This window comes from Sphingomonas sp. TZW2008 (assembly GCF_002117915.1).
In the GTDB taxonomy this organism is placed as follows: domain Bacteria; phylum Pseudomonadota; class Alphaproteobacteria; order Sphingomonadales; family Sphingomonadaceae; genus Sphingomonas.
Window position 1 is genome coordinate 184,357 of the sequence record NZ_BDJB01000007.1, and the last position, 25,994, is coordinate 210,350.

Genomic DNA, 25,994 nt, shown 5'->3' on the forward strand with positions numbered 1-25,994 from the left:
GCGGGGGGGGGACACCCTCTCCCCGATCGCTTAGGAAAGGCGGCATCTGGTCGATCCAGGTGCCGCCTTTTTCTTGGCCGTCAGGCCGGCGGTTCCCACAGCTCGATCGCATTGCCCTCGGGATCGTGGATGCGCGCAAAGCGGCCCGTCTCCGGCGAATCCCATTCCGTCCGCGTCTCGGCGGCGATGCCGGATGCCGCGAGCGTTGCGACCAGCCCGGCAAGGTCGCTAACGCGCAGGTTGAGCATCCACGCCTTGTCGGCGGCGAAATAATCGCTGTCGGCGCGGAACGGCGCGAACACCGTCGGCCCGCCCTGCGTCTGCCAGAACCATTCGCTCGCTGCGCCGTCCCCGCTCGCGTTGCAGCCCGCGCCGACGCCGAGATGCGTGCGGTACCAGGCGCTCAGCGCATCGGGATCGCGCGCGCGAAAGAACAAGCCACCTATTCCCAGCACCGGCATCGCGCACCTCCCGCTTGATCGAACAGGATGGTGCGCGGTCGGTGGCTAGGCGGCAAGCTCCATCGCGCGACCCGCGGCGGCGTCGAGCAGCCGCTTCTCCAGCGTCTTGAGCCGCGGCCCGCTGGCGATCTTGTCGCCCGTCAGATCGGTCAGGTAGAAAGTGTCGACCGCGCGCTCGCCATAGGTCGCGACGTGCGCCGAGTGGATCGTCACCTTCGACTGGAACAGCGCGTGCGCCAGCTGGTTGAGCAGCGCCGGCCGGTCGCGCGCCGTCACCTCGACGACGGTGAAGCGGTTCGACGCCTTGTTGTCGATCAGCACGTTGGGTTCGATCGCGAAGGCATCGGCGCGGGTGCGCGGCAGCGGCTTCGCCTTCAGCCGGTCGATCAGCTTGCCGCGGTTTGCCAGCGCATCCTCGATCGCGGTGCGCAGCCGCGCGAGCTGGTCGTCCTCGGCAAACGGCCGGCCATAGGGGTCCTGCACCAGGAAATTATCCAGCGCCATGCCGTCGCGCGTCGTGTGGATACGCGCGTCAATGATGTTGCCGCCGGCGACGTGGATCGCGCCGGCGATGCGATAGAAGATGCCGGGATGATCGGCGGCATAGACGGTGACGAGCGTCGCGCCGCGCTGCGCATAGACCTGCGCGTCGATCGCCAGCCGCGCCTCGCCCATCTTGGCGACGAAGCGGGCGTTGTGGAGCAGCACGTCCTCGGGCTCGGCGATCCAATAGGCCTCGGGAAAGCGACGGACGTAGCGCGCCAGCGCGTCGGCATCCCACGCCATCGCCGCCGCGAGATTCGTCTGCTTCGCCTCAATCCGCTCGCCGCGGCCCTTTTGCTTGTGGCCGAGCCGCAGCACCTCCTCCGCCGCCTCGAACAGATCGCCGAGCAGCTGGCGTTTCCACCCGTTCCAGGTGCCGGGGCCGACCGCACGGATATCGACGATCGTCAGGATCAGCAGCAGCCGCAGCCGCTCCGCCGATTGCACCACGGCGGTGAAATCGAGGATCGTCTTGAAGTCCGACAGGTCGCGCTTGAACGCCGTCGCCGACATCAGCAGGTGATGCCGCACCAGCCACGCCACCGTTTCGGTCTCCGCGCGGCTCAGCCCGAAGCGCGGGCACAGCCGCTCGGCAACCGCCGCGCCCAGGATCGAATGGTCGCCGCCGCGCCCCTTGGCGATGTCGTGCAGCAGCACCGCGACGTACAGCACGCGCCGCGACAGGATCTGGTCGAAGATCGCGGTGGCGAGCGGGTGGTCGGCGGCCAGCGCGCCGCTCTCGATCCGCGCGAGCAGCCCGATCGCGCGGATCGTGTGCTCGTCGACGGTGTAATGGTGGTACATGTCGAACTGCATCTGCGCGACGACGCGGCCGAAATCGGGCACGAAGCGCCCGAACACACCCGTCTCGTTCATCCAGCGCAGCACAAGTTCGGGATCGCGCGGGCTCGTCAGCACGTCGAGGAACAGCGCGTTGGCGCGCGGATCGGTGCGCACGTCGTCGACCAGCTTGGCGTCGCGCGTCGCGGCGCGCGCGGCAAGCGGATGGATTTCCACCCCGTGCAGATCGGCGAGCTGGAAGATCTCGATCAGCCGCACCGGATCCTCGGCGAAGAAGCCGTCGTGCGGCAGCGCGAGCCGCCCGCGATCGAGCACGAACCCCGCCAGTTTACGCGGGCGCCGGCGCAGCTGCGGCAGGCCAAAGCGGCGCCCGCGCGCGGCGAACTTCTCGTCGAGGTGCGCCAGGAACACGCCCGTCAGCGCGCCGACCGATTTGGCGTGCAGAAAGTAATATTGCATGAACCGCTCGACCGCCGCCTTGCCCGGCCGGTCGGAGAAGCGCATCCGCTCCGCGATCTCGCGCTGCATGTCGAAAGTCAGCCGGTCCTCGGCACGCCCCGCGGCGAGGTGGAGGTGGCAGCGCACCGCCCACAGGAAATTGTCGGCACGGTTGAACAGGCGGTATTCCGCAGGGGTGAACAGCCCCACGTCGACGAGCTGCGCGGCGCGATCGACGTCGTAGACGTACTTGCCGATCCAGAACAGCGCGTGGAGGTCGCGCAGCGCGCCCTTGCCCTCCTTCACATTGGGCTCGACGACGTAGCGCGTGTCGCCCATCTTCACGTGGCGCACGTTTCGCTCGGCGAGCTTGTCGGCGATGAATTGGCGCTCGGTGCCGAACGTCACCTCCGCCTTGAAGCGCGCGATCGCCTCGTCGTGCAGCGCGGTGTCGCCCCACACGAACCGCCCTTCGAGCAGCGCGGTACGGATCGTCACGTCACCCTTCGCCTGGCGCACCATCTCGTCGAGCGAGCGCGACGAATGGCCGACCTTCAGCCCAAGGTCCCACAGCGCGTAGAGCATCGATTCGATCACCTGCTCGGCCCATGGCGTCTGCTTCCACGGCGTCAGGAAACCGATGTCGACGTCGGAGAACGGCGCCATCTCGCCGCGGCCGTAGCCGCCGACCGCGATCAGCGACAGGCGTTCACCTGCGGTACGATTGGTCGGCGGGTACAGCCGCTGGGTGATGAGATCGAGCAGGATGCGCAGCAGCTGGTCGATCAGGAACGCTTGCGCATTCGCCGCCTCCAGCCCGCGCGATGGGCGGTCGGCGAGCCTTCGCGCGATCTCCGCGCGCCCGGCGTCGAGCGCGTCCTTGAGCATCGCGGTGGCGGTACGGCGCAGCAGCGCGGGGTCGTCGATCTCGAGCGCGGCGATCGCCTCGGCGAGCGCGCGGCGATCGACGATCGCCCGGCGATTGGGAAGCGTGTCGAAGCGCGTGCTCATCCCGCCAGCGGTACGGCAAAGCGACGCGCCTTGGAACCGGGCGCAATCGTTCCTATATAGTAACAATCGCCAGTATCACCGCCCGTAGGCGCTGGCGGCTGAGAGACGCACGTGCTCCCGCTTACGCGCCGGAGTGTTCCATGGATCTCAATCACCTACTCGCCCGCCACCAGATCTCGCTGATGCGGGTGCGCGCCGCCGCCTCGCCGGAGGCGCGCCACGCGCACGCCGGGCTCACGCGCGGTTACGCGACGCGGATCGCGGCGCTCCAGTCCCGCAGCGGCGCCACCAGCCCGCTCGCCGGCCGCGCGGCATGAGCACCGCGCCGGAAACTCTGGTCGTCGGCGAAGATGCGGGCGACACGCCGGCACCGGCACCGGTGGTGAAGCGGCGCCAGTTCCGCACCGCCGCTACCAAATCCAAGCTGTCAGTCGAGGAGGCCGATCGTCAGGGCCGCGCCGTGCGCCTCGCGTTCGAGAAGATGGGCCGCGATGCCTCGCGTGCCTTCCTCAACGAACCTGACGCGGCACTCGGCGGCCGCCCGCTCGACGTCGCCACGGCGAGCGCATCGGGGATGGCGGCGGTTGAGGCGGCGATCGTCGCGCACGCGGCGGCCGCACCGCGCTGAGGCGCGGTCGAGGGGTCGGTCGCTAGGCACGCCGCGGCGAAGCCGCGTCGTCGGACGGGTTCGGCGCTGCCGACCCGCCGGCCGTGCCGGGCGCAGCCCGAGCGCTACGCGCCGCGCATCGGCCCGCCGCGCGGGCCTGCGCCCGTCAGTACATATGCTGGCCGCCGTTGATGCTCAGCGTGGATCCGGTGACGAACCCGCCCTCTTCCGAACACAGGAACGCGACGCCGCGCGCGATCTCGTGCGCCTGGCCGAGCCGCCCGACCGGGATCTTGGCGACGATCTTGTCGAGCACGTCGGCGGGCACCGCCGCGACCATGTCGGTATCGATATAGCCCGGCGCGATCGCGTTCACCGTCACGCCGGCGCGCGCGCCCTCCTGCGACAGCGCCTTGGTGAAGCCGTGGATGCCGCTCTTCGCGGCGGCATAGTTGACCTGCCCGTACTGGCCCGCCTGGCCATTGATCGAGCCGATGTTGACGATCCGGCCCCAGCCGCGCTCGCGCATGCCCGGGAACACCGCCTTGGCCATGTTGAAACACCCGCCAAGGTTGGTGTCCATGACCTCCTTCCACATCTGGTACGTCATTTTCAGGATCGTGCCGTCGCGCGTGATGCCGGCGTTGTTGACCAGCACGTCGACAGGGCCGAGTTCCTCCGCGACGCGCGCGACGCCCGCCTGGCACGCCTCGTGATCGGCGACGTCCCATTTATACGCCCTGATCCCCGTTCGCTCGGTGAAGGCGGCGGCCTTCTCGTCGTTGCCGGCGTAATTCGCCGCCACCGTCATGCCCATGTCCTCGAGCGCCAGGCTGATTGCCTCGCCGATCCCGCGCGTTCCGCCCGTGACGATCGCGACCCGTGCCATTCAGCCTCTCCCTAATCCGCAGTCAGCCGCGACGCTACTTAGCCGCCACCCAGCCTTCAAGCTCCCGCGCCAGCAGCGTGCGTAACAAATCGATGCCGACGGCGCTGTCGTTGAGGCACGGCAGGTAGGCGAAGTGCGTGCCCCCCGCCTCCTCGAATGTCTCGCGCCCGCGGATCGCCAGTTCTTCCAGCGTTTCCAGGCAGTCGGCGGAAAAGCCCGGCGCGACGATTGCCACCTTCCGCACGCCTTCGCCGGGCAAAGCAGCGAGCGTCGTGTCGGTCGCGGGTTCGAGCCACTTCGCCGGGCCGAAGCGCGATTGAAAGGTGATGCGCACCTCTCGCCCCATCGCCTCGGCGAGCAGCCGCGCGGTCTTCTGGCAGTGGCAATGGTACGGATCGCCCAGCTGAAGCGTGCGCTTGGGCATGCCGTGGAAGCTCGCAATCAGTAGGTCGGGCGTGTAATCGAGTGCCGCCAGTCCATCCTCGATCGACGCCTTCAGCGCCGCGATATAGGCCGGATCATCGTGATACGGCGGCAGCGTGCGGATCGCGGGCTGCCAGCGCTGCGTCGCGAGATGCGCGAACGCCTTGTCGTTCGCGGTCGCAGTCGTCGCCGCGCAATATTGCGGGTAGAGCGGCGCCAGCAGGATGCGCTCGCACCCCGCATCCTTCATCGCCTGCAGCCGGTCGGCGATCGCCGGCCGTCCGTAGCGCATCGCGTGGTCGACCATCACCTCTGGCCCGAAGGCATCGCGGAGCGCTGTCGCCTGCGCGCGCGTGATCGCAGCGAGCGGCGATCCATCCTCGCGCCACACTTGGCCATAGGCGTGCGCCGATTTTTTCGGTCGCGTCGTCAGCACCGCGCCGCGCAGGATCGGCTGCCACACGATCTGCGGGATCTCGACGACGCGCCGGTCGGACAGGAATTCGGCGAGATAGCGCCGCACCGATCGCGCATCGGGCGCGTCGGGCGTGCCGAGGTTGATCAGCAGCACGCCGATCCGGCGCGGGGGAATGGGTGGGTGATCGGGGGGTAGGGTCATGATGCTCCAAACGGCAGGGTGCGCAGCCGGTTGCCGGTCGCCGCGGTCAGCGCGTTGGCGATCGCCGGGGCGACGGCCGGTACGCCGAGATCGCTGATCCCGCCGGGCTCAGCGTCGCTCGGCAGCAGCTCGACGGTGATCTCGGGCGTATCGGCAAGGCGCGGCAGCGCGAGGTCGCCGATCCGCCGCGCGCGCGCGATCCCGCCCGCGAACCCCGGCCCCGCGCCGGTGGCGAGCGCCAGGCCGAGCACGATGCCGCCCTCGATCTGCTGGCGCACCACGTCGGAATTTATCACCCGCCCGGCATCGACCGCGGCAACGATGCGGTCGACGCGCGGCCGCCCCGCCCCGTCGAACTGCGCTTCGGCGAGAATCGCGATGCTGCTGCCGGCCATTGCGTGGCACGCCAGCCCCTGGCCGCTGCCCGGCCGCCCGCCGTCCCACCCGCCGAGCGACGCCGCCGTGGTCAGGCAGCGCGCGAGCCGCGCGTCGTGCCCCAGCATGCCGATCCGGTACGACATCGGTTCCGCGCCAGCGCGATGCGCCAGCTCGTCGAGGAAGCATTCGGTGAAGAAGGCGTTAGCGCGGTTCGCTTGGCCGCGCAGATGGCCGACCGGGATCGGCAGATCGGCGACGTGATGATCGACCGACAGCGCGGGCAGCCGATACGGCGGCAGCGCGCCCGACATCGCGTAGCCGTCCGCCCGTGCGGGGAGCAGCGCGTCGGCGCGCAGCAGCGGATCGCCCGGCGCAAGCCGCGCCGCCAGCGCCGCGCCGGTCGCCGGCGTCGCGATCCGCGCCTGCCATTCGAGGATACGCCCGTCGCTCGCCATCCGCGCCGCCATGCGCGCCTTGGCCGGCGCCCCGAACCGATCGTGCATGATCGCCTCGCGGCGCGACCACGTAAGCTGCACCGGGCGCTTCAGCGTCACCGCCAGCATCGCCGCCTGTGCGATCGCGTCATGCTCCAGCGCCTGGCCGAACGATCCGCCGATCAGCATCGGGTGGATCGTCACCGCGCTTTCGCCCACGCCGATCGCACGCGCCGCCGCCGCGCGCGCCGCTGTCGGCGCCTGCGTCGGCACCCACAGTTCAAGCCGGTCGGCGTGCCACCACGCCGTCGCGGTCGGCGTCTCGATCGCGGCGTGGACGCCAACGCCGATCGCATAGTCGGCGCGCACCACGTCGCCTTGCAGCACGTCAGACACGTCGCCGATCGCCGCTAGCCGCCGCCCCTCGCCCGCCAGCGCCGCATCGAGCGCGCGTGCGATCGCTGCGTCGTCCGCCAGCGCACCGCGCGTCTCGAAGCGCGGCGCAAGCGCGGCGATTGCGCGGTTCGCCGCCCACCAATTGTTCGCCGCCGCCGCGACCCAGCGTGCATTCTCCACCACCGCGACGACGCCGCTCACCCGGTCCGCCGCCGCGCGATCGACGCGCACCAGCCGGCTCTCGCCCCCCGCCGGCCCCTGGCAGATGCTGGCGAAGACCATGTCGGGCAGCCGCACGTCGGCGGCGAAATTGGCCGATCCGTCGACCTTTGCCGGCGCGTCAAGCCGCGGCAGCGGCTGCCCCGTCAGTCGGCCCGCGTCGCCGATGCGCAGCGGCAGATCGTCGGGCAGCGTCTCGCGCGCCGCCGCTGCGGCGAGCTCGCCAAAGCGCAGCCGCCGATTGCCGGCGACGACGAAGCCGTCGCGCGTCTCGCACGCCTCCCACTCGATCCCCCAGCGCGCCGCCGCCGCGCGGCACAGCAGCACACGCGCCGCCGCGCCCGCCTCGCGCAGCGGCTGCTCGAACGAGCGCACCGATGTCGATCCGCCGGTCAGCACCAGCGCCGATCGCACCCAATGCTCGCGCCGCACTGCCTCAGGCACGCCCCCCGTGCCGAACAGCGCGTCGGCGGCGAGCGGGTTGGCGTAGAGCGGGCTCGGCAGCGCCGCCTCCACGCCAATCGTGCGCCAGTCGGCGCCCAGCTCGTCGGCCAGGATCTGCGGCAGCACCGTCCAAACGCCCTGGCCGTGCTCCGCCTGCGGCACCGCGACGGTGATCTGCCCGCTCTCGGCGATCTTGAGCCACGCGCCGAATTGCGTCTCGCCCGCCGTCGGCGCCAGATCGACCGCATAGTCGCGCGGCCACACCGCCCAGGCGAGCGCGAGGCCCACCCCCGCGCCACCGGTCACCAGCAAGGAACGCCGCGAGATCATCCGCGCGGGCTTAGCCCGCGATCGCCGCGCCGTCATCGGCGTTGCGCGCGCGGGGCGACGGGGAGGTGCGCGCGCCCGCAGCCGCAGCCACCGGCGCTAGGGCCGTCACGCCGCCTCGGTATTCGCCAGCGCGCGATAGCGGGTGCGCAGCCCCACCTTGTCGATCTTCTCGGTGCCCAGCCGCGGCAGCGCATCGTCGGACAGCCAGATCTTGGCCGGCACCTTGAAGGCCGCGATATGCTGGTGGAGGAAGGCGGTAAGGTCCTCCGCGGTCACCGCACCGCGGCTCGACAAATGCACCACCGCGCCCGGAACCTCGCCGTATTTCTCGTCCGGCAGCCCGAACACCGCGGCTTCCGCTACATCAGGGTGCTCGTACAGCGCCGCCTCGACCTCCTGGCAGCTGATGTTCTCGCCGCCGCGGATGATGATGTCCTTCTTGCGGTCGACGATGAACAGATAGCCGTCCTCGTCGAGATAGCCGATGTCGCCGGTGCGGAAATAGCCGTCGGCGGTATAGGCGCTCGCGGTCGCCTCGGGCTTGCCCCAATATTCTTCGAAGTTCGCCGCCGATCGGATCGCCACTTCGCCGCGCTCGCCCTGCGCCACCGGATTGCCGGCGTCGTCGAGGATAGCGAGGTCGACCAGCGGCATCGACGGTCGCCCGGCCGAATTGGGCTTGGCGAGGTAGTTCGACCGCCAGTTGCCCGTGCCGACGCCGTTCGTCTCGGTCAGCCCGTAGCCGATCAGCGGCGCGCCCTCCATTTCCTCGTCGATCCGCTTGACGTGCTCCACCGGGCGCGGCGCGCCGCCCGCGGCGATGTCGGCGACGCTCGACAGGTCGTATTTGTGGCGATTGGGATGCGTCAGCATCTCGAAGCTCATCAGCGGCACGCCGACGAAATAGGTGATCTTCTCCTGCTGAATGAGGCGCATCGCCTCCTCCGCGTCCCACTTGGGCATCAGCACCAGCTTGCGCCCGATAGCGAACGACTGCAGCATCACCGGCACTTCGGCAGTGACGTGGAACAGCGGTACGTTGAGCAGCGTCGACGGCTGCAGCGCGCCGGCTTCCTGACCGTCCTGCGCCGCGATCGCGAGCATCATCATCGCCGAGCCGAGGTAGTTGAATACCCCCTGCGTCACCTGGCGATGCGTCGACAGCGCGCCCTTCGACTGGCCGGTCGAGCCCGAAGTGAACAGGATCGTCGCGTGGTCGTCCGGCCCCACCTGCGGCAGCTCGGCCTCGCCCGCGCCCTTCGCCAGGATCGGCTTCAGCGCGGTGTCGACCGGCTGCAGGTCGTCGAACTCGACCACGGTGGCGGTCAGCTGGTCGATCGCGGCGAGCCGCTTGCAGCGCGGCGGATCGGCGAAAACGAGCCCGCAGCCGACATCCTCGATGCTCGCCTGCAATTCCTCCGATTGCCACCAGCCGTTGAGCAGTGTCGCGACGCCGCCCGCCATCAGAATGCCCATGTAGAGGACGATCCACGACGGCGAATTGCGCGCCGCGATGCCGACGCGGTCGCCCTTGCCGACGCCGAAGCCGCTCGCCAGCGCCGCGGCGACGGCGCGCGCGCGCTCGTACACGTCGGCGTAGGTCAGCCGCTCATCGCCCGCGACGAGGAATTCGGTGCCGGCGTGCTGCTGGCAATAATGATCGAAATAGGCCGGCAGCGTCGGCGGGGCACCCGCGATGATCGGCAGCTCGCGGCCGAAGCGCGCGATCGAACCGAGCGCAAGCGGGCCGCCCTCTGCGGTCATCGCCGCCATGACGGCATCCATCTTGTGGTCGAGTTCGGTCTTCATGCAACGCTCTCCGCATGGCTATTGGTCTTGCTGCCCCGCCCCTTTATGCAGGCGCGACGCGATAGGGGAAAGCCTTGATCCTGCCTCAAATGATTGCTGCCGCGGCGGCCACCGGCCACATCCGCTTTGCGGAGCTCGGTCTGCATCCCGATGTGTTCTCGATCGGCTTCTTCACGCTGCGCTGGTACAGCCTCGCCTATATCGCCGGCATCGTCATCGGCTGGTGGTATCTGCTGAAGCTGCTCGACCAGCCCGGCGCACCGATGGCGCGGCGCCACGCCGACGATCTCGTCTTCTACGCCACGCTCGGCATTATCCTGGGCGGGCGGATCGGCTACGTCGTCTTCTACGCGCCCGAGATGTTCCTTCATCCCCTGCGCATCTTGCGTCTGTGGGACGGGGGGATGAGCTTCCACGGCGGGGTGATCGGCACCAGCCTCGCGATCATCCTGTTCGCGCGCAAGAACGGGCTGAACTGGCTGCGCATCCACGATTACGTCGCCTGCGTGGTGCCGTTCGGGTTGTTCTTCGGGCGGCTCGCCAACTTCGTGAACGGCGAATTGTGGGGCAAGCCGACGCAAGCGCCCTGGGGCATCGTGTTCGACCGCACGGTGCCGATCGGCGTGCCCGAACCGGCGCGGCATCCCAGCCAGCTGTACGAGGCGGGGCTCGAGGGCATCGTCCTCTTCGCGATCCTGTGGTTCTTCTTCTGGCGCACCAAGGCGCGTTACCAGCCGGGCAAGCTCGTCGGGCTGTTCCTCGTCGGCTACGGCGTCGCGCGCTTCGTCGTCGAATTCTTTCGCGAACCCGATTCGCAGTTCGCCGGCACCTTCTTCGCCACGACGATCCACATGGGGCAGCTGCTCTGCCTGCCGATGATCGCCGGCGGGCTCTATCTCGTTGCCACCGCGCCGGGCCGCCGCCAGCGGGTCGAGCCGATCGCCGGCGGCGAGAGCGTCGCCTGACGCGCCGGGCTCTGCGATGACGGCCGCTCCATCAGCCGATCGCGCACCCGGCGCCGACGGCCCGCTGCCCGAACGGCTCGCCCGCGCGATCGCGCTCGGCGGGCCGATCCCGGTCAGCCAGTATATGGCGGCCGCCAACGCGCATTATTACGCGACGCGCAATCCGCTCGGCGCGGCGGGCGATTTCACCACCGCGCCCGAGATCAGCCAGATGTTCGGCGAGTTGATCGGGTTGTGGGCGGCGGACCTGTGGGATCGCGCCGGCCGCCCCGACGTGCGCTGGGTCGAGCTCGGCCCGGGGCGCGGTACGCTCACCGCCGATGCGATGCGCGCCGCGGCAAAGGCGGGGTTCGCGCCGCCCGTTCACTTCGTCGAGACGAGCCCGGTGCTCCGCGCCGAGCAGGCGAAGCGGGTCGCCGGCGCGACGTGGCACGACGATGTCGAGGATCTCCCCACCAATCGCCCGCTGATCGTCGTCGCCAACGAATTCTTCGATGCGCTGCCGATCCGCCAGCTCGTCCGCCGCGCGGGCAGCTGGCACGAGCGCTTCGTCGCCTGCCAGGATACGCTGTTCCTGCCGATCCCCGGCAAGCAGGTGCCCGACGCGATCATCCCGCCGCACCTCGTCGATGCGCCGGCCGGGTCGATCATCGAGACGTCGCCCGCCAGCGTCGGGATCATGCGCGTCCTCGCCGCGCGGATCGTCGCGCAGGGCGGCGCGGCGCTGGTGATCGACTATGGCTACGAAGGCCCGGCGATCGGCGACACGCTGCAGGCAGTGCGCGGCCACGCCTTCGCCAATCCGTTCGAGGCGCCGGGCGATCGCGATCTCACCGCGCACGTCGATTTCGCAACGCTGGGCGCGGTCGGCCTCGCCAGCGGCGCGCGCATCGCCGGGCCGGACGGGCAGGGCGAATTCCTCCGCGCGCTCGGCATCGATGCGCGCGCCGCCGCGCTCGGGCCCAAGGTTACCGCCGATCGCGATCGGCTGGTCGACGCGATGGGCACGTTGTTCAAGGTGCTTGCCATCCATCACCCCCAATGGCCGCGGCCGGCAGGTTTCGCATGATCGATTATCGCAACGCCGTCGCCACCGATGGGGCGGCGATCGACGAAATGGCGCGCCGCGTCTGGCTCGCGACCTTCGCGCATTCCGCCCCGCCGGCGGATATCGATGCCTATGTCGCCAACGCTTACGGCCCGGCCGGCACGCTGCGCCGCCACCTCGCCGATCCCGCCTACGACTTTCAGGTCGCGCTGAAGGACGGCGTCGTCGTCGGCTATTGCAAGCTGGGCCCCACCTTCTTCGACGGCGAGGTGCCGACCGCGGGGACGATCCACCTGCACCAGCTCTACGTCGATCCCGCGGCGCACGGCAGCGGCGTCGCGCCCGCGCTGCTCGATTGGGCGAAGGGGCTCGCGCGCCGCCGCGGCACGCCCGCGATCCTCCTCACCGTCTGGGAAGGCAACGATCGCGCGCGGGCCTTCTATGCTAAGCACGGCTTCGTCCACGTCGGCGACTATGCCTTCCAGACGGGCAGCCAGATCGACCGCGATCTTATCATGCGGCTTGATCTGTGACGGGTACCGCCGATCAGGTCGCGCCGATCCGCGCCCGCGCGCTCGACGGGATCGCGCACGGTTTCCTCGGCCGGCGGGGCGGCGTCTCCGCCGGGATCCACGGCGGGCTCAACGTCGGCCTGGGGTCGGAGGACGATCCCGCTGCGGTGGCGGAGAACCGCGCCCGCGCGCTAGCCGCCGTACTGCCCGGCGCCGCGCTTGCCACCTGCTACCAGATCCATTCCGCCGACTGCGTGACGCTGGATGCGCTTCCCGCCGAGCGGCCACGCGCCGACGCGCTGGTTACCGCGAGGCCGGGACTCGCGCTCGGCATCCTCACCGCCGATTGCGCGCCAGTCTTGCTCGCCGATCCCGCCGCGGGAGTCGTCGGTGCCGCGCACGCCGGATGGAAGGGCGCGCTCGCCGGCGTCACCGACGCGACGATCGCGGCGATGGAGGCGCTGGGGGCGCGGCGCGAGGCGATCGTCGTCGCGATCGGCCCGTGCATCGCGCGTGCGAGCTACGAAGTGGACGACGCGTTCCGCCAGCGGTTCGAGGCGGTCGATCCCGCGAACGAGCGCTTCTTCGTCGATGCCCGCCCCGGTCACGCGCAGTTCGATCTCGAAGCCTATGTCGCGCACCGACTCGCCGCCGCCGGGGTCCGCCGGATCGAGGCGCTGGGGCTCGATACCTATGCCGACGAGCAGCGCTTCTTCAGCTACCGCCGCGCGACGCACCGCGGCGAGCCGAGCTACGGCCGTCAGATCGCGATCATCGGCCTGCCGGGGTGAGCGCCCCGCCGTTCGCGTCGCAGCAGCGCGGCGTCGCCACCGGCATGGCGGCGGCGGCGGGGGTGACGATCGTCGCAGCGATCGTGGCGCTTCGCTGGGGCGGCGGCCTGTTGCCCGCGATGCCGACCACCGCAGACCGCCTCGCCTTTGCGCTGAGGTGCGACATTCCCGTCGTCGCGACGTTGCTGTTCGCGATCGCCGCAGTGGCGGCACGGCGCTTCTTCTCCGCCGCGGATGTCGACGGGGCGGCGTTTGCCCCTGCTACGCCGCCGGTGGCAATCGGCCGCGCACTCCTCGCCAACACGCATGAACAGGTGACGCTCGCCGTCTTCGCGCACCTCGCACTAGCCAGCGTCGTCCGGGAGCGGGAGATCGCGCTCGTCCCGGTTTTCGCCGCGCTGTTCTGCCTCGGTCGTGGCTGCTTCGCGCTGGGATACGCCCGCGGTGCCGCGCGGCGCGCATTCGGCTTCGGCTTTACCTTCTACCCGACGATCGTTGCGCTCGCGCTCGCCGCACGCCGCTTGCTCAGGTAGGCGCGTCGTCGCCAGCCTAGCGCAAAGCTACCAAACTACTGTTACCGCGCTGCAACACGCCGCCGCTTTTGCGCCGCATGCGGAAACATGCCCGTCGCCGGCGGTTTCTACACGCGAGCCGCGCATGACGTATGCGGCTCGCTTCAAAGGTAATTTTCATGAAGAAGTTGATCATGGCGGCGACTGCTGCCGCTTTCCTCGTTCCCGCCGTCGCTGCAGCGCAGGATACCACCACCGATGGCTCGCGCGCGTTCGGCATCGACCCGTACGTCGGCGTGATGGGCGGCTACGAAGGGTTCGAGAGCAACCCGGGCGGCGGCATTCCGGCCAGCCCGCGCGGTGATCGCCTCAAGGGCGGGCTGGTCGAGGGCGTGGCCGGCGTCAACGTGCCGCTCGGCGGGTTCTTCGTCGGTGTCGAGGGCAATGCGGCCAAGGGCTTCACCGGCGATATCGACTGGGAATATGGCGTGCACGGCCGCGTCGGCGCGCGCGCCGGTGAATCGGGCCTCGTCTACGTCAAGGCTGGCTATCGCTGGGTCAACTTCGACCGCTACGGCAACAACAGCCCCGATTTCGGCCGTGTCTCCTACGGCATCGGCGGCGAGTTCGGCCCGGCGGCGATCGGGCTGGACGGGCTGACCAAGAAGGAAGGCATCCGGCTGCGCGCCGAAGTGTCGACCACCGGCGAGTTCGAATCGGTCCGTCCGATGATCGGCGTCATCGGCCACTTCTGATTTCGAAGATCGGCTAATCTCGAAAGGGGCCCCGGCACGCTGCCGGGGCCCCTTTTTCATTGCCCGGCAGCGGGCGGCAGTGCGTCCGCCACGATCGGCGCCACCTTCGCGACCACGCGCTTCACGCCGGCGGCATTGGGATGGATGCCGTCGCCCAGTAGCAGGCCGCGATCGGTGATCACGCCGTCGAGGAAGAACGGGTAGAGCGGCACGCCGTATTTCTTCGCCAGATCGGGATAGATGGCGTTGAACGCGCCGGCATAGTCCGCGCCCATGTTCGGCGCGGCGACCATGCCCGTCAGCATCGCGGGAATGCCGCGCGTCTTCAGCGTCGCCAGCATCGCGTCGAGGTTGGCCCGTGTCGCCGCCGGATCGAGCCCGCGCAGCATGTCGTTCGCGCCCAGCCCCAGCACGACGAGATCGGGCTTTCGCGGCAGTCCGTCGAGCACGAAGGCAAGCCGGCTGCGCCCGCCCGCGCTCGTATCGCCCGACACGCCGGCGTTCACCACCTGCGCCGGCACCCCTTGCGCGGTCAGCGCGCGCTCAAGCACCGGTGCGAAGCCGTCACCTGCCGGCAGATTGTAGCCCGCATACAGACTGTCGCCGAACGCCACGATCAGCCGCCGATCGCCTTGCGGCGCCGCCGCTTCGGCCACGTTCGCCGGCGCGGCGGCGGGCGCCGCCGCATTGTCGATGCCTGTCGCGTCGTCACGCGCCGGGCTGCACGCCGCGCTCAGGTGGACAAGCGCCAGCGCCGCCACCAAATGTCGCATCGCCATCATGTCGGGAGCGTCCCTCACCTATGCCTAACCAGGACGCTGCTATCGCGGTCCGCGCGCGCGATGTCACGCTCACGCTCGGCAGCCGCGCCGCCCCGGTGGAGGTGCTGAAGGGCGTCGATCTCGATATCGCGGCGGGGGAGAGCCTCGCGATCCTCGGCGCCTCGGGATCGGGCAAGTCGTCGCTGATGGCGGTGCTGTCTGGGCTCGAACGCGCGAGCGGCGGCAGCGTCAGCGTCGGCGGCGTCGATTTCGGCCGCCTCGACGAGGACGGGCTGGCCAAGGCGCGGCGCGGGCGGATCGGCATCGTGCTCCAGGCCTTCCACCTGCTGCCGACGATGACCGCGCTCGAGAATGTCGCCGTTCCGCTCGAACTTGGCGGCCACGCCGATGCCTTTACCATCGCCGCCAACGAACTCGCTGCGGTCGGCCTCGGCCACCGGCTCGATCATTATCCAGCCCAGCTATCGGGCGGCGAGCAGCAGCGCGTCGCGATCGCGCGCGCCGTCGCGCCGCAGCCCGCGATCCTCTTCGCCGACGAGCCGACCGGCAATCTCGACGCGGCCACCGGCGCCGCGGTGATCGACCTGCTGTTCGCGCGCCAGCGCGCGGCGGGTGCGACGCTGCTCATCATCACCCACGATCCCGCGCTCGCCGACCGCTGCGCGCGCGTGATCGAGATGCGCGACGGCCGCATCGTCGGGGAGCGCCGCGCGTGAGCGACGATGCTGGCGCGCTCGGCTGGGGCGCGACCTGGCGGATCGCGCGGCGCGATCTCCACGCCGGCTTCCGCGGGCTCCGCCTCCTATTCGTCTGCCTGTTCCTCGGCGTCGCGACGCTCGCGGCGATCGGCAGCCTCACCGCCGCGATCACGCAGGAGCTTGCCGCACGCGGCCGTACGCTGCTCGGCGGTGATATCGAGATCGCGATGATGCAGCGGCAGATCGCGCCGGCCGATCTCGCGATGCTGCGGCGGCTCGGCAGCGTCAGTGAGACGATCCGCCTGCGCGCGATGGCACGCGCGCTCGGCCCGGCGCGGAGCGACGCGCCGCCGGCGGTGCTCACCGAGCTGAAGGGCGTCGACCGCGCCTATCCGCTCTACGGCACGCTGCGCCTCGCCGAAGGCCGCTACGCGCCGCTCGCCCCCGATCGCGTCGTCATCGGCCAGGCGCTCGCCGATCGGCTGGCGATCGGCCGCGGGGCGCGGCTGCGCTACGGCAGCGCCGATTTCACTGTCGCTGGAGTCATCGCCGACGAGCCAGATCGCGTCGGCGAGGGGTTCACGCTCGGCCCCGTCGCGATCGTCTCGCTCGACGGGCTTGCGCGCACCGGGCTGATCCAGCCCGGCAGCCTCTACGACAGCAAGTACCGTCTGCGCACCCCGCCCGGCACCGACGCACCCGCCTTGCGTGACCGGCTGGAGAAGGCGCACGCGGCGGATGGCTGGTCGTTCAAGGATCACGGCCGCGCCGCGCCCGGCGCGAACCGCTTCTTCGAACGTATGGGCCAGTTCCTGTCGCTGATCGGGCTCGCGGCGCTGGTCATCGCCGGGATCGGCGTCAGCAACGGCGTGTCGTCGTACCTCGCGCTCAAGCGCGGATCGATCGCGACGCTCAAGGTGCTCGGCGCGCGAAGCCAGGACATCGCACGCATCTACCTGCTGCAGATCGGCGCGGTCGCCGCGCTCGCGATCGCCAGTGGGCTCGTCGTCGGCGCGCTGATCCCGCCGGCGATCGTCGCGCTGCTCGGCGACGTGCTGCCGGTCCGCCCCGGCTTCGCGCTTCACCCGGTGCCGCTCGCCACCAGCGCGCTCTACGGCCTCATCATCGCCTATGCCTTCACGCTGCCGCCGCTCGCCCGCGCGCGCACGCAGCCAGCGGCGGCGATCTTCCGCTCGGGCGTCGATCCGCGCCGCGGCGTCGACCGGCGTACATTCGCGCGCGTCGCACTCGCCGCCGCCGCGCTCGTCGCGGTCGCGCTCGGCACCGCGCGCGAGCCCTTGTTCTCCGCCGCGGTGCTCGGCGCCGTTGCGGGCGTGCTTGTGCTGCTGCTCGCGCTCGGCTGGGGCGTGGCGCGGATCGCCCGCGCGCTGCCGCGCCCGCGTCGCCCGCTGCTGCGCCTCGCGCTCGGCAATCTCCACCGCCCCGGTGCGCAGACCGGCGCGCTCGTCGTCGCGCTCGGCCTCGCGCTGACGCTGTTCGTCACGCTTGCCGCGATCCAGTCGAGCCTTTCCGCCGAGATCGCGCGCTCGGTGCCCAAGAAGGCCCCCAATCTATTCGTCCTCGACGTGCCCGTTGCCGACGCCGCGCGCTTCCGCTCGCTCGTCGCGCAGACCGCGCCCGGCGCCGCGCTCAACGTCGTCCCCGCGCTACGCGCGACGATCGTCGCCTATGGCGACCAGCGCGTCGCGGACCTGAAGCAGCTGCCCGATGGCGCGTGGTTCCTCGGCCGCGAGCGCGGCGCGACGTACAGCGACGCGCTGCCGCAGGGCAGCGACCTCGTCGCCGGCCGATGGTGGCCGAAGGACTATGCCGGCCCACCGCTCGTCTCGCTCGATGCGGAGGCGGCCAAGGTGCTGAACATCGGCGTCGGCGATACGCTGACGGTCAGCGTGCTCGGCCGCGAGATCCCCGCGCGCATCGCCTCGCTGCGCAAGATCAACTGGGACACGATGGGCTTCAACTACATCATGGTGTTTTCGCCCAACACGCTCGCCGCCGCGCCGCACAGCGTCACCGCGACGATCACGATGGACAAGGCGCGCGACGGGGCCGTCACGCGCGCGCTGCTCGGCGCCTTTCCCGCCGCGTCGGTGATCGCGGTCAGCGACGTCATCGGGCAGATCGGCGGCATCCTCGATCAGATGGCGCAGGCGATCGTAGCCGCCGCCTCGATCGCGATCCTGGCCGGCATCGCGGTGCTCGTCGGCGCGATCGCCGCGTCGCGCCAGTCCCGCGCCTATGACAGCGTCATCCTGAAGACGCTGGGGGCGACGCGCTGGCAGGTGCTCGGCACGCAGGCGCTCGAATACGGGCTGCTCGCCGCGATCCTCGCCGCAGTGGCGCTCGCGCTCGGGCTGACGGCGGCGTGGTTCGTCATCGTCCAGGTGTTCGATTTCGGCTGGGCGCCCGATTGGGTGCAGGTGCTCGCCACGCTGGCGGGCGGCGCGCTGCTCACGCTCGGCATCGGGCTCGCCGGATCGCTGCCGCTGATGGCGCTGCGCCCCGCCCGCGCGCTGCGCACGCTGTAGCGGACGCCCGCCCCCCGCATCGGAAGGGCGGGCGCCCGAACGATCAGAACTTCGCGCGCACCCCGCCGATCACGCTGCGCCCCTGGCCGACGAAGCTGAAGATCTCCTCGTACCGTTCGTCGAGCAGGTTCTCCGCGCGTCCGAACAGCGAGAAGCGATCGGTGAGCCGGTATTCTGCGCTGAGGTTCATCAGCACATATTCCTGCAGGCTCACGCGCACCGGCACGAAGCTCGGATCGATGAACGCATTGTCGAACTGCCGCCCGTTGTAGCGCAGCGTCAGCGTGCCGGAGAAGCGCTGGTCGGCGCTGAACACGCTCGTGTTGAGGCTGCCGATATGGCGCGGCCGGCGCAGCTCGGTCACCCCGTTCTCCTCGGCATCGAGATAGGTATAGGCGAGGTCGAACTTGATCTGCGGGATCGGCCGGGCGGATACGAACACCTCCACGCCGTGCTGCTTCGACAGCGTCGTGCGGTTCGCCGGCGTCGCGACGAACGCGGGCGCGGGATAGGTGGTGTAGATCTCGTTGGTCAGCCTGTTGTCGAAATAGGTCGCGCCGATCGTCGCCGTCGTGCCGGCGACCTCCTGATCGACGCCCGCTTCCCAGCCCTTCGACTTCTCGGGCTTCAGGTTCGGATTGCCGATGTAGCGCCCGTCCGAATAGCCGAAGAGCTCGAAATAGCCGGGGTTCTTGATGCCCGTGCCGTACGCGCCGCGCACGCGCAGCCCGAACGGCAGGCGATAGCCCGCCTGTGCGCGCCACGTCGTCACGTCGTCGAAGCGATCGTTGGCGTCGTGCCGCACGCTCGCGCCGGCCGAAAAGGCATCGTCGACGGTCAATTCGTACTGCCCGACGAAGCCCCAATTTTCCGTCGCGCGCCGCCCCTGGAAGGCGAAGGGCGAGGGCGTGGTGTTGCGGAATTCCTCGCGCTCGAAATCGACCGCGCCGGTCACGCGGTTGATCACGCGGTCGCTGCCGAAGCGATAGCTCGTCTCGAACGATCCCTTGTAGCGCGTGCCCTCGTCGCCGTAATCGAAGCCGGCGGCGGTGAAGCCCTTGCGCGTCGTGTCGGCGATCTGCCCGGTCAGCGCGCTCACCCAGCGGCCATCCGCCAGCGACAATTCGCCGCGCGCCAATCCATAGAACGCCTCGTTGCGCGTCTTCACGCCCGGGCTGTCGACGGTGTAGCCGAACAGCGGGCTCGAAGTATCGTTCTCCGAATTGTTGCTGCGCGCGTCGGTGTAGCTGTAGCGGCCGACGCCGGTCAGCTTGAACACGTCGGACGGTGTCCACGTCAGCTTGGCGGTCGCGCCGACGCTGGTCGATCCGATGTCGCGCTCGCCGCCGCGCGCGGTCGGCGTGCCGTCGGTGCGATAGGCGGTCGCCGACAGCGCATAGTCGATCGTGTCGGAAACGCCGGCGAAGCGTGCGCCGCCCGCCGCGGTGCCGAACGATCCGCCCTCCGCGCGCAGCGACAGCCCCGGCGCCTCGCGGCCGGTCAGCGTGATCACCTGGATCACGCCGCCGATCGCATCGGAGCCGTAGAGCGACGATTGCTGCCCGCGCAGCACCTCGATCCGCGCGGCCTCGTCGGCGATCAGCGTGCCGAAATCATACTCGCCCTGATACGGGTCGGCGACTTCGATCCCGTCGATCAGCACCAGCACGTGGTTGCTCTCGCTGCCGCGGATGCGCACCTGCGTCAGCCCGCCGATCGCGCCGGTGCGGCTTACCGACACGCCGGGCACGTCGCGCAGCACGTCGGAGACGATGCGCGTCTGGCGCAGCCGCAGATCCTCGTCGGCGATGACCGATACCGACGCCGGCAGGTCGGACACACGGTTGGCGTCGCCCGATCGCGATCCGGTGACGACGATGTCGCGGCCCTCGGCATCGCGCGTCGGGATCGTCGGGTCGCTCTGCGCGAGCGACGGTGTGGCGACGCTCGCGAGTGCGAGCGCCAGCAGCGAAACATGGCTCTTCATTCTTTTATTCCCCCCGCGCCGAACGTTCGGACACGCGGCGGGGCCGTCCGCCGCATGCGCGACGGACCGGTGACGCGCGGAGATGACGGACGCGGTGCCCGCTCGACGCGCCACGTGCGGCCCCGAAGCCGCGCGGCTGTCGGTGATCGGCAGGTCGCCCCGCCGCGCACCGTCGTCGCTCGAACGGATGTTCCGTGCCCCGACCATCCCCTGGACCCGAGCATCGAGCGACCCGCGCCGGCAGGTTTCCTGGCTCGCGGGTCGTCGCGCGCCGCACGCCTTCCCAGGTTTCCCCAGTGGCTGCTCCCGGCAACAGTGCCGGGCGCCTGTGCGCCGCGCTCGCCGCTTACAGTTGCAGGGACAGCCGCGGCTTGGGGAGGATCCCTCCCGCACCGCATTCCCTCGATGGCCCCTCTCGGGGCACCAGCGCGAACGTGGCCCGGATCACCGGGCCGCCGGCGCCTCTACCGCAGATGCGAAGAAAGGCAAGTCACGCGCCGGTGCGCGCCAGCGGCGCGATCGGCTGGCCGTCGTGAAACAGCGCGCTGATGCCGTAGACGTCGGCGAGCAGCGGCGGCGTCAGCACCGCGCCCGGCGCCCCGTCCGCGACCAGACGGCCAGCCTTCATCACCAGCACGCGGTCGCAGAAGCGCGCGGCGAAACCCAGATCGTGCAGCACCGCGATCACCAGCACGCCGGCGCGCACCTGCGCCTGCAATATCTCCATGCCGTGCAGCTGGTGTGCGGGATCGAGGCTGGCGAGCGGCTCGTCGGCGATCAGCACCGGCGCTTCCACCGCAAGCGCGCGGGCGAGCATCACGCGCGCGCGCTCGCCGCCCGATAGTTCGGTCGCGACGCGATGTGCGAGTGACGTTACCTCGGCGACGTCCATCGCGCGCGCGATCGCGGCGCGATCGTCGTCGCCGAGCCGCGAGAAGGGGGCGAGGTGCGGCAGGCGGCCGAGGGCGACGAGCCGCGCGATGCTGATCGGCCAGTGCAGCGCCTGGCCCTGCGGCAGATAGGCGAGCCGCCGGCCACGCGTCGCCGCGGCAATGTTGGCGACCGGCTGGCCGTCGATCGCGATCCGCCCGCTTGCCGGCAGCAGGCCGAGCAGCGCGCGGATCAGCGACGATTTGCCCGCGCCATTGGGGCCGAGCACGCCGACGAACGCCGCGCCGTCCGCGGTGAACGAAACGTCCTCTACCACTTGCCGCCCGGCAAGCCGCACACCGACGCCATCCAGCGTCACCGTCACCACAGCCGTCGCTCGCGCATCAGGTGGACGAGGAACACGGGGACGCCGAGGAACGCGGTGACGACGCCGAGCCGCAATTCGTTGCTGCTCGGGATCACGCGCACCGCGACGTCGGCGAGACACAGCAGCGCGGCGCCGCCCGCCGCACTCGGCCACAATACCGCCGACGGGCTGCGGTCGGTCCACGGGCGTACGAGATGCGGCACGATCAACCCGACGAAGCCGATCGCGCCAGACACCGCCACCGCGCCGCCGACACCCAGCGCGACGCCCAGCAGCATGCGGATCCGCACCCGCGCGAGGTCGATCCCCAAGGTCGCCGCACTATCCTCACCCAGCGTCAGCGCGTCGAGCGCGCGGCCGTCCCACGCGAGCAGCACGATTCCCGCCGCGATGCACGGCAGCGCGAGCGCGACGTGGTGGAACGACCGGTCCTCGAGGCTGCCGAGCAGCCATGTCGCGATCTCCATCGCCGCGAACGGATTGGGCGACAGGTTGAGCGCGAGACTGATCCCCGCGCCCGCCAGCGTGCCGACTGCGATCCCTGCGAGGATCAGCGTCAGCGCGCTCTCCGCACGCCCTGCCAGCACGAACAGCAGCGCCAAGCTTGCGAGCGCCCCCCCGATCGCGAGCAGCGGCACCATCGCTTCGTGCCACGCCGCCAGCCCGAAATAGAGCGCAACGACCGCGCCCAATGCGGCGCCGTTCGACGCGCCGAGCACCAACGGCTCGGCAAGCGGGTTGCGCAGATAGCCTTGCAGCGCCGCCCCGGCGATGCCGAGCATCGCGCCGACGAGCAGCGCCAGCAGCGTGCGCGGCAGCCGCAGCTCGATCAGGATCGCACGCTCGACCGGATCGCCGCCGCCCGCCAGCGCACGCAGCACGCGCGGCAGCGGGATCGCGGCGCTGCCGATCCCGACCGAGGCCGTCGCCGCGATCACCAGCAAAAGGATCAGCGCCGGCCAGAGCCAGCGACGGGTGGATGGCAAGCGGCGACCCCGGGCAGTTCGCCCGCTCCCTAGCCGATGCGCGCGGGCTGAGGCAAAGGCGATGCATGCGCCACGTGCTCGCCCTCCTGCTTGCTGCGCTGAGCCTCGGCGCAGCCCCCGTTCGCGCACCCCAAGCCCGCCCAAAGCCCTCCCAAAGTCCGCCCTTTCGGCCACAGCGCATCGTGTCGCTCAACATGTGCGCCGATCAGTATCTGGTCGCGCTGGCCGATCGATCGCAGGTGGCGGCGCTGACGCGCCTGTCGCGTGACCCGAACATGTCCGCCGTCGCCGTTCAGGCAGCGTCCTGGCCCGTGTCCGCCGGGACGGCCGAGGACATCCTCGCGCTGCGGCCTGATCTCATCATCGCCGCACCGGGTTTCCGTCGCGCCGCGCTCGACCGTTTGACGCGCGGCCGGACGCGGTTGATCGAGCTCGATACGGCGGATACCGCGCAGGAGATCGTCGCGCAGGTCCGCCAGATCGCGGCCGCGATCGGCCAGCCGGCGCGTGGCGAAGCACTGATCGCGCGGATGCGCCACGATCTGGCGGCGCTGCCTGACGATACGGGGAAGGGCCGCGTCGCGGCTTACTATCAGCGTCGCGGCTATCTGACGGGCACAGGGACGCTGGTCGACGATCTGATGCGGCGCGTCGGCCTCACCAACCTCGCGACGCGGCTCGGCACGCCCCCGCTCGCGCGGATCGGGCTCGAGCGGATCGCGCTGGCGCGGCCCGACTATCTGATCGTCGAGACGGCGACCGACGTCGCGACCGATCGCGGCGCGGCGATGCTCCGCCACCCGCTGATCGCGCCGATCACGCGGCTGCGCGTGCCCGAGGCATGGACGGTGTGTGGCGGACCGGCCTATGTCCGCGCCGCGCAGTCGCTGACCGCGCAGCTACGCCGCGCCCCTCAGCGCGTCGGCACCGGCTCCGCACCCAAATAGTCGTAGAAGCCGCGCTTAGTCTTGCGGCCGTACCAGCCGGCCTCAACGTACTTCACGAGCAGCGGTGCCGGGCGGAACTTCGGATCGCCCGTCGTCTCGAACAGCACGCGCGTGATCTCGAGGCAGGTGTCGAGCCCGATGAAATCGGCCAGCGTCAGCGGCCCCATCGGATGGTTGAGCCCCAATTGGCACGCCAGATCGATGTCGCGGATCGTGGCGACGCCCTCGCCAAGCGCGAAACACGCCTCGTTGATCATCGGCATCAGCACGCGGTTGACGATGAAGCCCGGCGCGTCGTTGGCGCGGACCACCTGCTTGCCGAGCGCCGCGGCATAGGTCTCGATCGTCGCCACGGTCTCGTCCGACGTCGCGAGGCCGCGGATCACCTCGATCAGCCCCATCACGGGGACGGGATTGAAGAAGTGGACGCCGATGAAGCGCGCCGGATCAGGCGCCGCCTGCGCGAGCCGGGTGATCGGGATCGACGAGGTGTTCGACGCGAGCACCGCTTGATGGCCGAGCACGGTGCCGACGCGCGCGAAGATCGTGCGCTTCACCTCCTCGCGCTCGGTCGCGGCCTCGATCACGAGGCCGCACGACGACATGCCCTCGACGCCCTCGATCGGCTCGATCCGCGCGAGCGTCTGGTCGCGCGCCTGCGGCTCGAGCTTGCCCTTGTCGACCGCGCGGTCGAGCAGCCGCGCGATCCCGGCCTTGCCCGCCTCGGCACGCGCCTTGTCGACATCGGTCAGCAGCACGCGATAGCCGGCCTGTGCCGAAACCTGCGCGATCCCCGCGCCCATCTGGCCCGCCCCGACGACGCCGACTGCCTGCATGATGTCAATCCTCACGTAAGTTGGTTCCGCTCCTCACCCGTTCGTGCTGAGGAGGTGCTGAGTCGATGGCGAAGTGTTGTCTCGAAGCTAGGTTCAAGACACAGGTCCTTCGAGACGAGGCTTCGCTAGCTCAGCCTATCCTCAGGACGAAGGGAGTGGTGGGGCAGTATGCAAGGAAAGGCGGATCAAGCCGCCTTGCGCAGCTCCAGTCGATCCCAGATCTCGGTCAGCGCGTCGGTCAATTCCTGCATCATTGCTTCGCTGTGTGCCGGGCCGGGCGTGAAGCGCAGCCGCTCGGTACCGCGCGGGACGGTCGGGTAATTGATCGGCTGGACGTAGATGCCGTATTCGGCGAGCAGCACGTCGCTGATCTTCTTCGCCTTAACCGGATCGCCGACCATCACCGGCACGATGTGCGTATCGCCGATCATCACCGGCAGCCCCGCCTCGGTCATCATCGCCTTCAGCCGCGCTGCGGCGGCCTGCTGCCCCTCGCGCTCGACCGACGATGCCTTGAGGTGTCGCACGCTCGCCAGCACGCCGGCGACGAGCACGGGCGAAAGCGACGTGGTGAAGATGAAGCCCGGCGCGTAGGAGCGGATGACGTCGATGATCGTCCGGTCCGCGGCGATATAGCCGCCCATCACGCCGAACGCCTTGCCCAGCGTGCCTTCGATGATCGTCAGCCGGTGCGCGACGTCGTCACGTTCCGAAATGCCGCCGCCGCGTGCGCCGTACATGCCGACGGCGTGAACCTCGTCGAGGTAGGTCAGCGCATTGTACTTGTCGGCAAGGTCGCAGATCGCCGCGATCGGGGCGACGTCACCCTCCATCGAATAGACGCTCTCGAACGCGATCATCTTGGGCAGGGCGGGATCGTCGGCGGCGAGCAACTCCTCGAGATGCGCGAGATCGTTGTGGCGGAACACGCGCTTCTCGCAGCCCGCATTGCGGATGCCGGCGATCATCGACGCGTGGTTGAGCTCGTCCGAGTAGATGATGCAGCCGGGCAGCACCTTGGCGAGCGTCGCCAGCGTCGCCTCGTTCGAGACATAGCCGCTCGTGAACAGCAGCGCGCCTTCCTTGCCATGCAGGTCGGCGAGCTCGGCCTCCAGATCGACGTGATAGTGCGTGTTGCCACCGATGTTGCGCGTGCCGCCCGAGCCGGCGCCGACATCGTGCAGCGCCTCTTCCATCGCCGCGATCACCTTGGGGTGCTGCCCCATCGCGAGGTAATCGTTCGAGCACCAGACGGTGATCGGCTTCGGCCCGTTATGGCCAGCGAAGCAGCGCGCGCTGGGATAAGCGCCTTTGTTGCGCAGGATATCGATGAACACGCGATAGCGGCCCTCGGCGTGCAGGCGATCGATCGCCTGCGAGAAGGCGCGCGTGTAATCGACCGGCTTCCCGGCGAGAGCGTCGATAGACATGGAGCGCGACTTACGCGCCTGAAGCCGCAGTTTCCAGCGGATTCCAGCGATCGCGGTGATCTGCGGCGTCGTTCAGGGATGGGGAGTGGAGTCGGTGCAACAGACGCCGACCCATGATGGCAAAGTTAACGCGCCT

At 70.1% G+C, this 25,994-nt stretch carries 23 protein-coding genes and 1 riboswitch; of the genes, 11 read left to right on the top strand and 12 right to left on the bottom strand.

Annotated features, from left to right (window positions below; all coding sequences use genetic code 11):
• Positions 1–80 precede the first annotated feature (80 nt).
• Both B7L05_RS09600 and B7L05_RS09605 read right to left on the bottom strand, forming a co-directional pair.
• A complete protein-coding gene (locus B7L05_RS09600; protein ID WP_085810037.1) occupies positions 81–461 on the bottom strand; it encodes a VOC family protein in 381 nt (126 codons plus the stop codon).
• A 45-nt stretch (positions 462–506) separates the two neighbouring features.
• Positions 507–3,254 carry a [protein-PII] uridylyltransferase gene (locus B7L05_RS09605; protein ID WP_085810038.1) on the bottom strand — a complete coding sequence of 916 codons (2,748 nt, stop codon included), beginning with the start codon at positions 3,252–3,254 and terminating at the stop codon, positions 507–509.
• Between the two features lie 140 nt (positions 3,255–3,394).
• On the opposite strand from B7L05_RS09605, the gene B7L05_RS17440 reads away from it, so the two are divergent.
• Positions 3,395–3,571 (top strand): hypothetical protein, encoded by a 177-nt coding sequence (locus tag B7L05_RS17440; protein ID WP_179187176.1) that lies wholly within the window; start codon positions 3,395–3,397, stop codon positions 3,569–3,571.
• Positions 3,568–3,882, top strand: a complete 315-nt coding sequence (locus B7L05_RS09610) for an antitoxin Xre/MbcA/ParS toxin-binding domain-containing protein (protein ID WP_085810039.1) — start codon at positions 3,568–3,570, stop codon at positions 3,880–3,882. Before B7L05_RS17440 ends, B7L05_RS09610 begins: the two co-directional genes overlap by 4 nt.
• Positions 3,883–4,027: 145 nt before the next feature.
• Here the strand turns inward: B7L05_RS09610 and phbB are convergent, their stop codons facing one another.
• The 4 genes from phbB to B7L05_RS09630 all read right to left on the bottom strand — a co-directional run bounded on the left by phbB (position 4,028) and on the right by B7L05_RS09630 (position 9,802).
• Positions 4,028–4,750 (bottom strand): acetoacetyl-CoA reductase, encoded by a 723-nt coding sequence (gene phbB, locus B7L05_RS09615; RefSeq protein ID WP_085810040.1) that lies wholly within the window; start codon positions 4,748–4,750, stop codon positions 4,028–4,030.
• A 34-nt stretch (positions 4,751–4,784) separates the two neighbouring features.
• The gene (gene hemH / locus B7L05_RS09620) at positions 4,785–5,792 is read right to left on the bottom strand and encodes a ferrochelatase (protein WP_085810041.1); all 1,008 of its coding nucleotides are present in this window, start codon (positions 5,790–5,792) and stop codon (positions 4,785–4,787) included.
• Entirely contained in the window at positions 5,789–7,993 is a 2,205-nt protein-coding gene (locus tag B7L05_RS09625) for a xanthine dehydrogenase family protein molybdopterin-binding subunit (RefSeq protein WP_085810042.1), read from the bottom strand. The genes hemH and B7L05_RS09625 overlap by 4 nt, the downstream gene beginning before the upstream one ends.
• A gap of 105 nt (positions 7,994–8,098) precedes the next feature.
• The gene (locus tag B7L05_RS09630) at positions 8,099–9,802 is read right to left on the bottom strand and encodes a class I adenylate-forming enzyme family protein (RefSeq protein WP_085810043.1); all 1,704 of its coding nucleotides are present in this window, start codon (positions 9,800–9,802) and stop codon (positions 8,099–8,101) included.
• Between the two features lie 89 nt (positions 9,803–9,891).
• Here B7L05_RS09630 and lgt point away from each other — a divergent pair, with 89 nt between their 5' ends.
• From lgt to B7L05_RS09660, 6 genes are all read left to right on the top strand, one after another.
• On the top strand, positions 9,892–10,767 hold the full coding sequence (gene lgt / locus B7L05_RS09635) for a prolipoprotein diacylglyceryl transferase (RefSeq protein WP_144037218.1): 876 nt from the start codon (positions 9,892–9,894) through the stop codon (positions 10,765–10,767).
• Between the two features lie 16 nt (positions 10,768–10,783).
• Positions 10,784–11,836, top strand: coding sequence for a class I SAM-dependent methyltransferase (locus B7L05_RS09640; protein WP_085810101.1), 1,053 nt, complete (start codon positions 10,784–10,786; stop codon positions 11,834–11,836).
• Positions 11,833–12,348, top strand: a complete 516-nt coding sequence (locus B7L05_RS09645) for a GNAT family N-acetyltransferase (protein WP_179187177.1) — start codon at positions 11,833–11,835, stop codon at positions 12,346–12,348. Before B7L05_RS09640 ends, B7L05_RS09645 begins: the two co-directional genes overlap by 4 nt.
• Positions 12,345–13,118: a peptidoglycan editing factor PgeF gene (gene pgeF / locus B7L05_RS09650; RefSeq protein ID WP_085810046.1), complete on the top strand. Its 774-nt coding sequence runs from the start codon at positions 12,345–12,347 to the stop codon at positions 13,116–13,118. The genes B7L05_RS09645 and pgeF overlap by 4 nt, the downstream gene beginning before the upstream one ends.
• A complete protein-coding gene (locus tag B7L05_RS09655) occupies positions 13,115–13,651 on the top strand; it encodes an MAPEG family protein (RefSeq protein WP_256926678.1) in 537 nt (178 codons plus the stop codon). Before pgeF ends, B7L05_RS09655 begins: the two co-directional genes overlap by 4 nt.
• A 158-nt stretch (positions 13,652–13,809) precedes the next feature.
• On the top strand, positions 13,810–14,385 hold the full coding sequence (locus B7L05_RS09660) for an opacity protein (protein ID WP_085810103.1): 576 nt from the start codon (positions 13,810–13,812) through the stop codon (positions 14,383–14,385).
• Positions 14,386–14,441: 56 nt separating this feature from the next.
• Here B7L05_RS09660 and B7L05_RS09665 read toward each other — a convergent pair whose 3' ends face one another.
• Positions 14,442–15,167: an arylesterase gene (locus tag B7L05_RS09665; protein WP_085810047.1), complete on the bottom strand. Its 726-nt coding sequence runs from the start codon at positions 15,165–15,167 to the stop codon at positions 14,442–14,444.
• 20 nt (positions 15,168–15,187) lie between these two features.
• On the opposite strand from B7L05_RS09665, the gene B7L05_RS09670 reads away from it, so the two are divergent.
• Together B7L05_RS09670 and B7L05_RS09675 are read left to right on the top strand one after the other, a co-directional pair.
• A complete protein-coding gene (locus B7L05_RS09670) occupies positions 15,188–15,883 on the top strand; it encodes an ABC transporter ATP-binding protein (RefSeq protein ID WP_085810048.1) in 696 nt (231 codons plus the stop codon).
• Positions 15,880–18,414, top strand: coding sequence for an ABC transporter permease (locus tag B7L05_RS09675; RefSeq protein ID WP_085810049.1), 2,535 nt, complete (start codon positions 15,880–15,882; stop codon positions 18,412–18,414). Before B7L05_RS09670 ends, B7L05_RS09675 begins: the two co-directional genes overlap by 4 nt.
• Positions 18,415–18,457: 43 nt before the next feature.
• Here the strand turns inward: B7L05_RS09675 and B7L05_RS09680 are convergent, their stop codons facing one another.
• The 3 genes from B7L05_RS09680 to B7L05_RS09690 form a co-directional block, all read right to left on the bottom strand.
• Complete coding sequence (locus tag B7L05_RS09680; protein WP_085810050.1) at positions 18,458–20,401, bottom strand: TonB-dependent siderophore receptor; 1,944 nt, start codon at positions 20,399–20,401, stop codon at positions 18,458–18,460.
• 221 nt (positions 20,402–20,622) lie between these two features.
• Positions 20,623–20,844, bottom strand: a riboswitch (cobalamin riboswitch).
• Between the two features lie 47 nt (positions 20,845–20,891).
• Entirely contained in the window at positions 20,892–21,659 is a 768-nt protein-coding gene (locus tag B7L05_RS09685) for an ABC transporter ATP-binding protein (RefSeq protein WP_085810051.1), read from the bottom strand.
• Entirely contained in the window at positions 21,653–22,645 is a 993-nt protein-coding gene (locus tag B7L05_RS09690) for an iron ABC transporter permease (protein WP_085810052.1), read from the bottom strand. The genes B7L05_RS09685 and B7L05_RS09690 overlap by 7 nt, the downstream gene beginning before the upstream one ends.
• Before the next feature lie 182 nt (positions 22,646–22,827).
• Here B7L05_RS09690 and B7L05_RS09695 point away from each other — a divergent pair, with 182 nt between their 5' ends.
• Positions 22,828–23,592 (top strand): ABC transporter substrate-binding protein, encoded by a 765-nt coding sequence (locus B7L05_RS09695; RefSeq protein ID WP_256926679.1) that lies wholly within the window; start codon positions 22,828–22,830, stop codon positions 23,590–23,592.
• Here the strand turns inward: B7L05_RS09695 and B7L05_RS09700 are convergent.
• Positions 23,559–24,428 (bottom strand): 3-hydroxybutyryl-CoA dehydrogenase, encoded by an 870-nt coding sequence (locus B7L05_RS09700; protein ID WP_085810054.1) that lies wholly within the window; start codon positions 24,426–24,428, stop codon positions 23,559–23,561. The genes B7L05_RS09695 and B7L05_RS09700 overlap by 34 nt on opposite strands.
• Positions 24,429–24,613: 185 nt before the next feature.
• Positions 24,614–25,858 (bottom strand): 5-aminolevulinate synthase, encoded by a 1,245-nt coding sequence (gene hemA / locus B7L05_RS09705; RefSeq protein WP_085810055.1) that lies wholly within the window; start codon positions 25,856–25,858, stop codon positions 24,614–24,616.
• Positions 25,859–25,994: the final 136 nt, after the last annotated feature.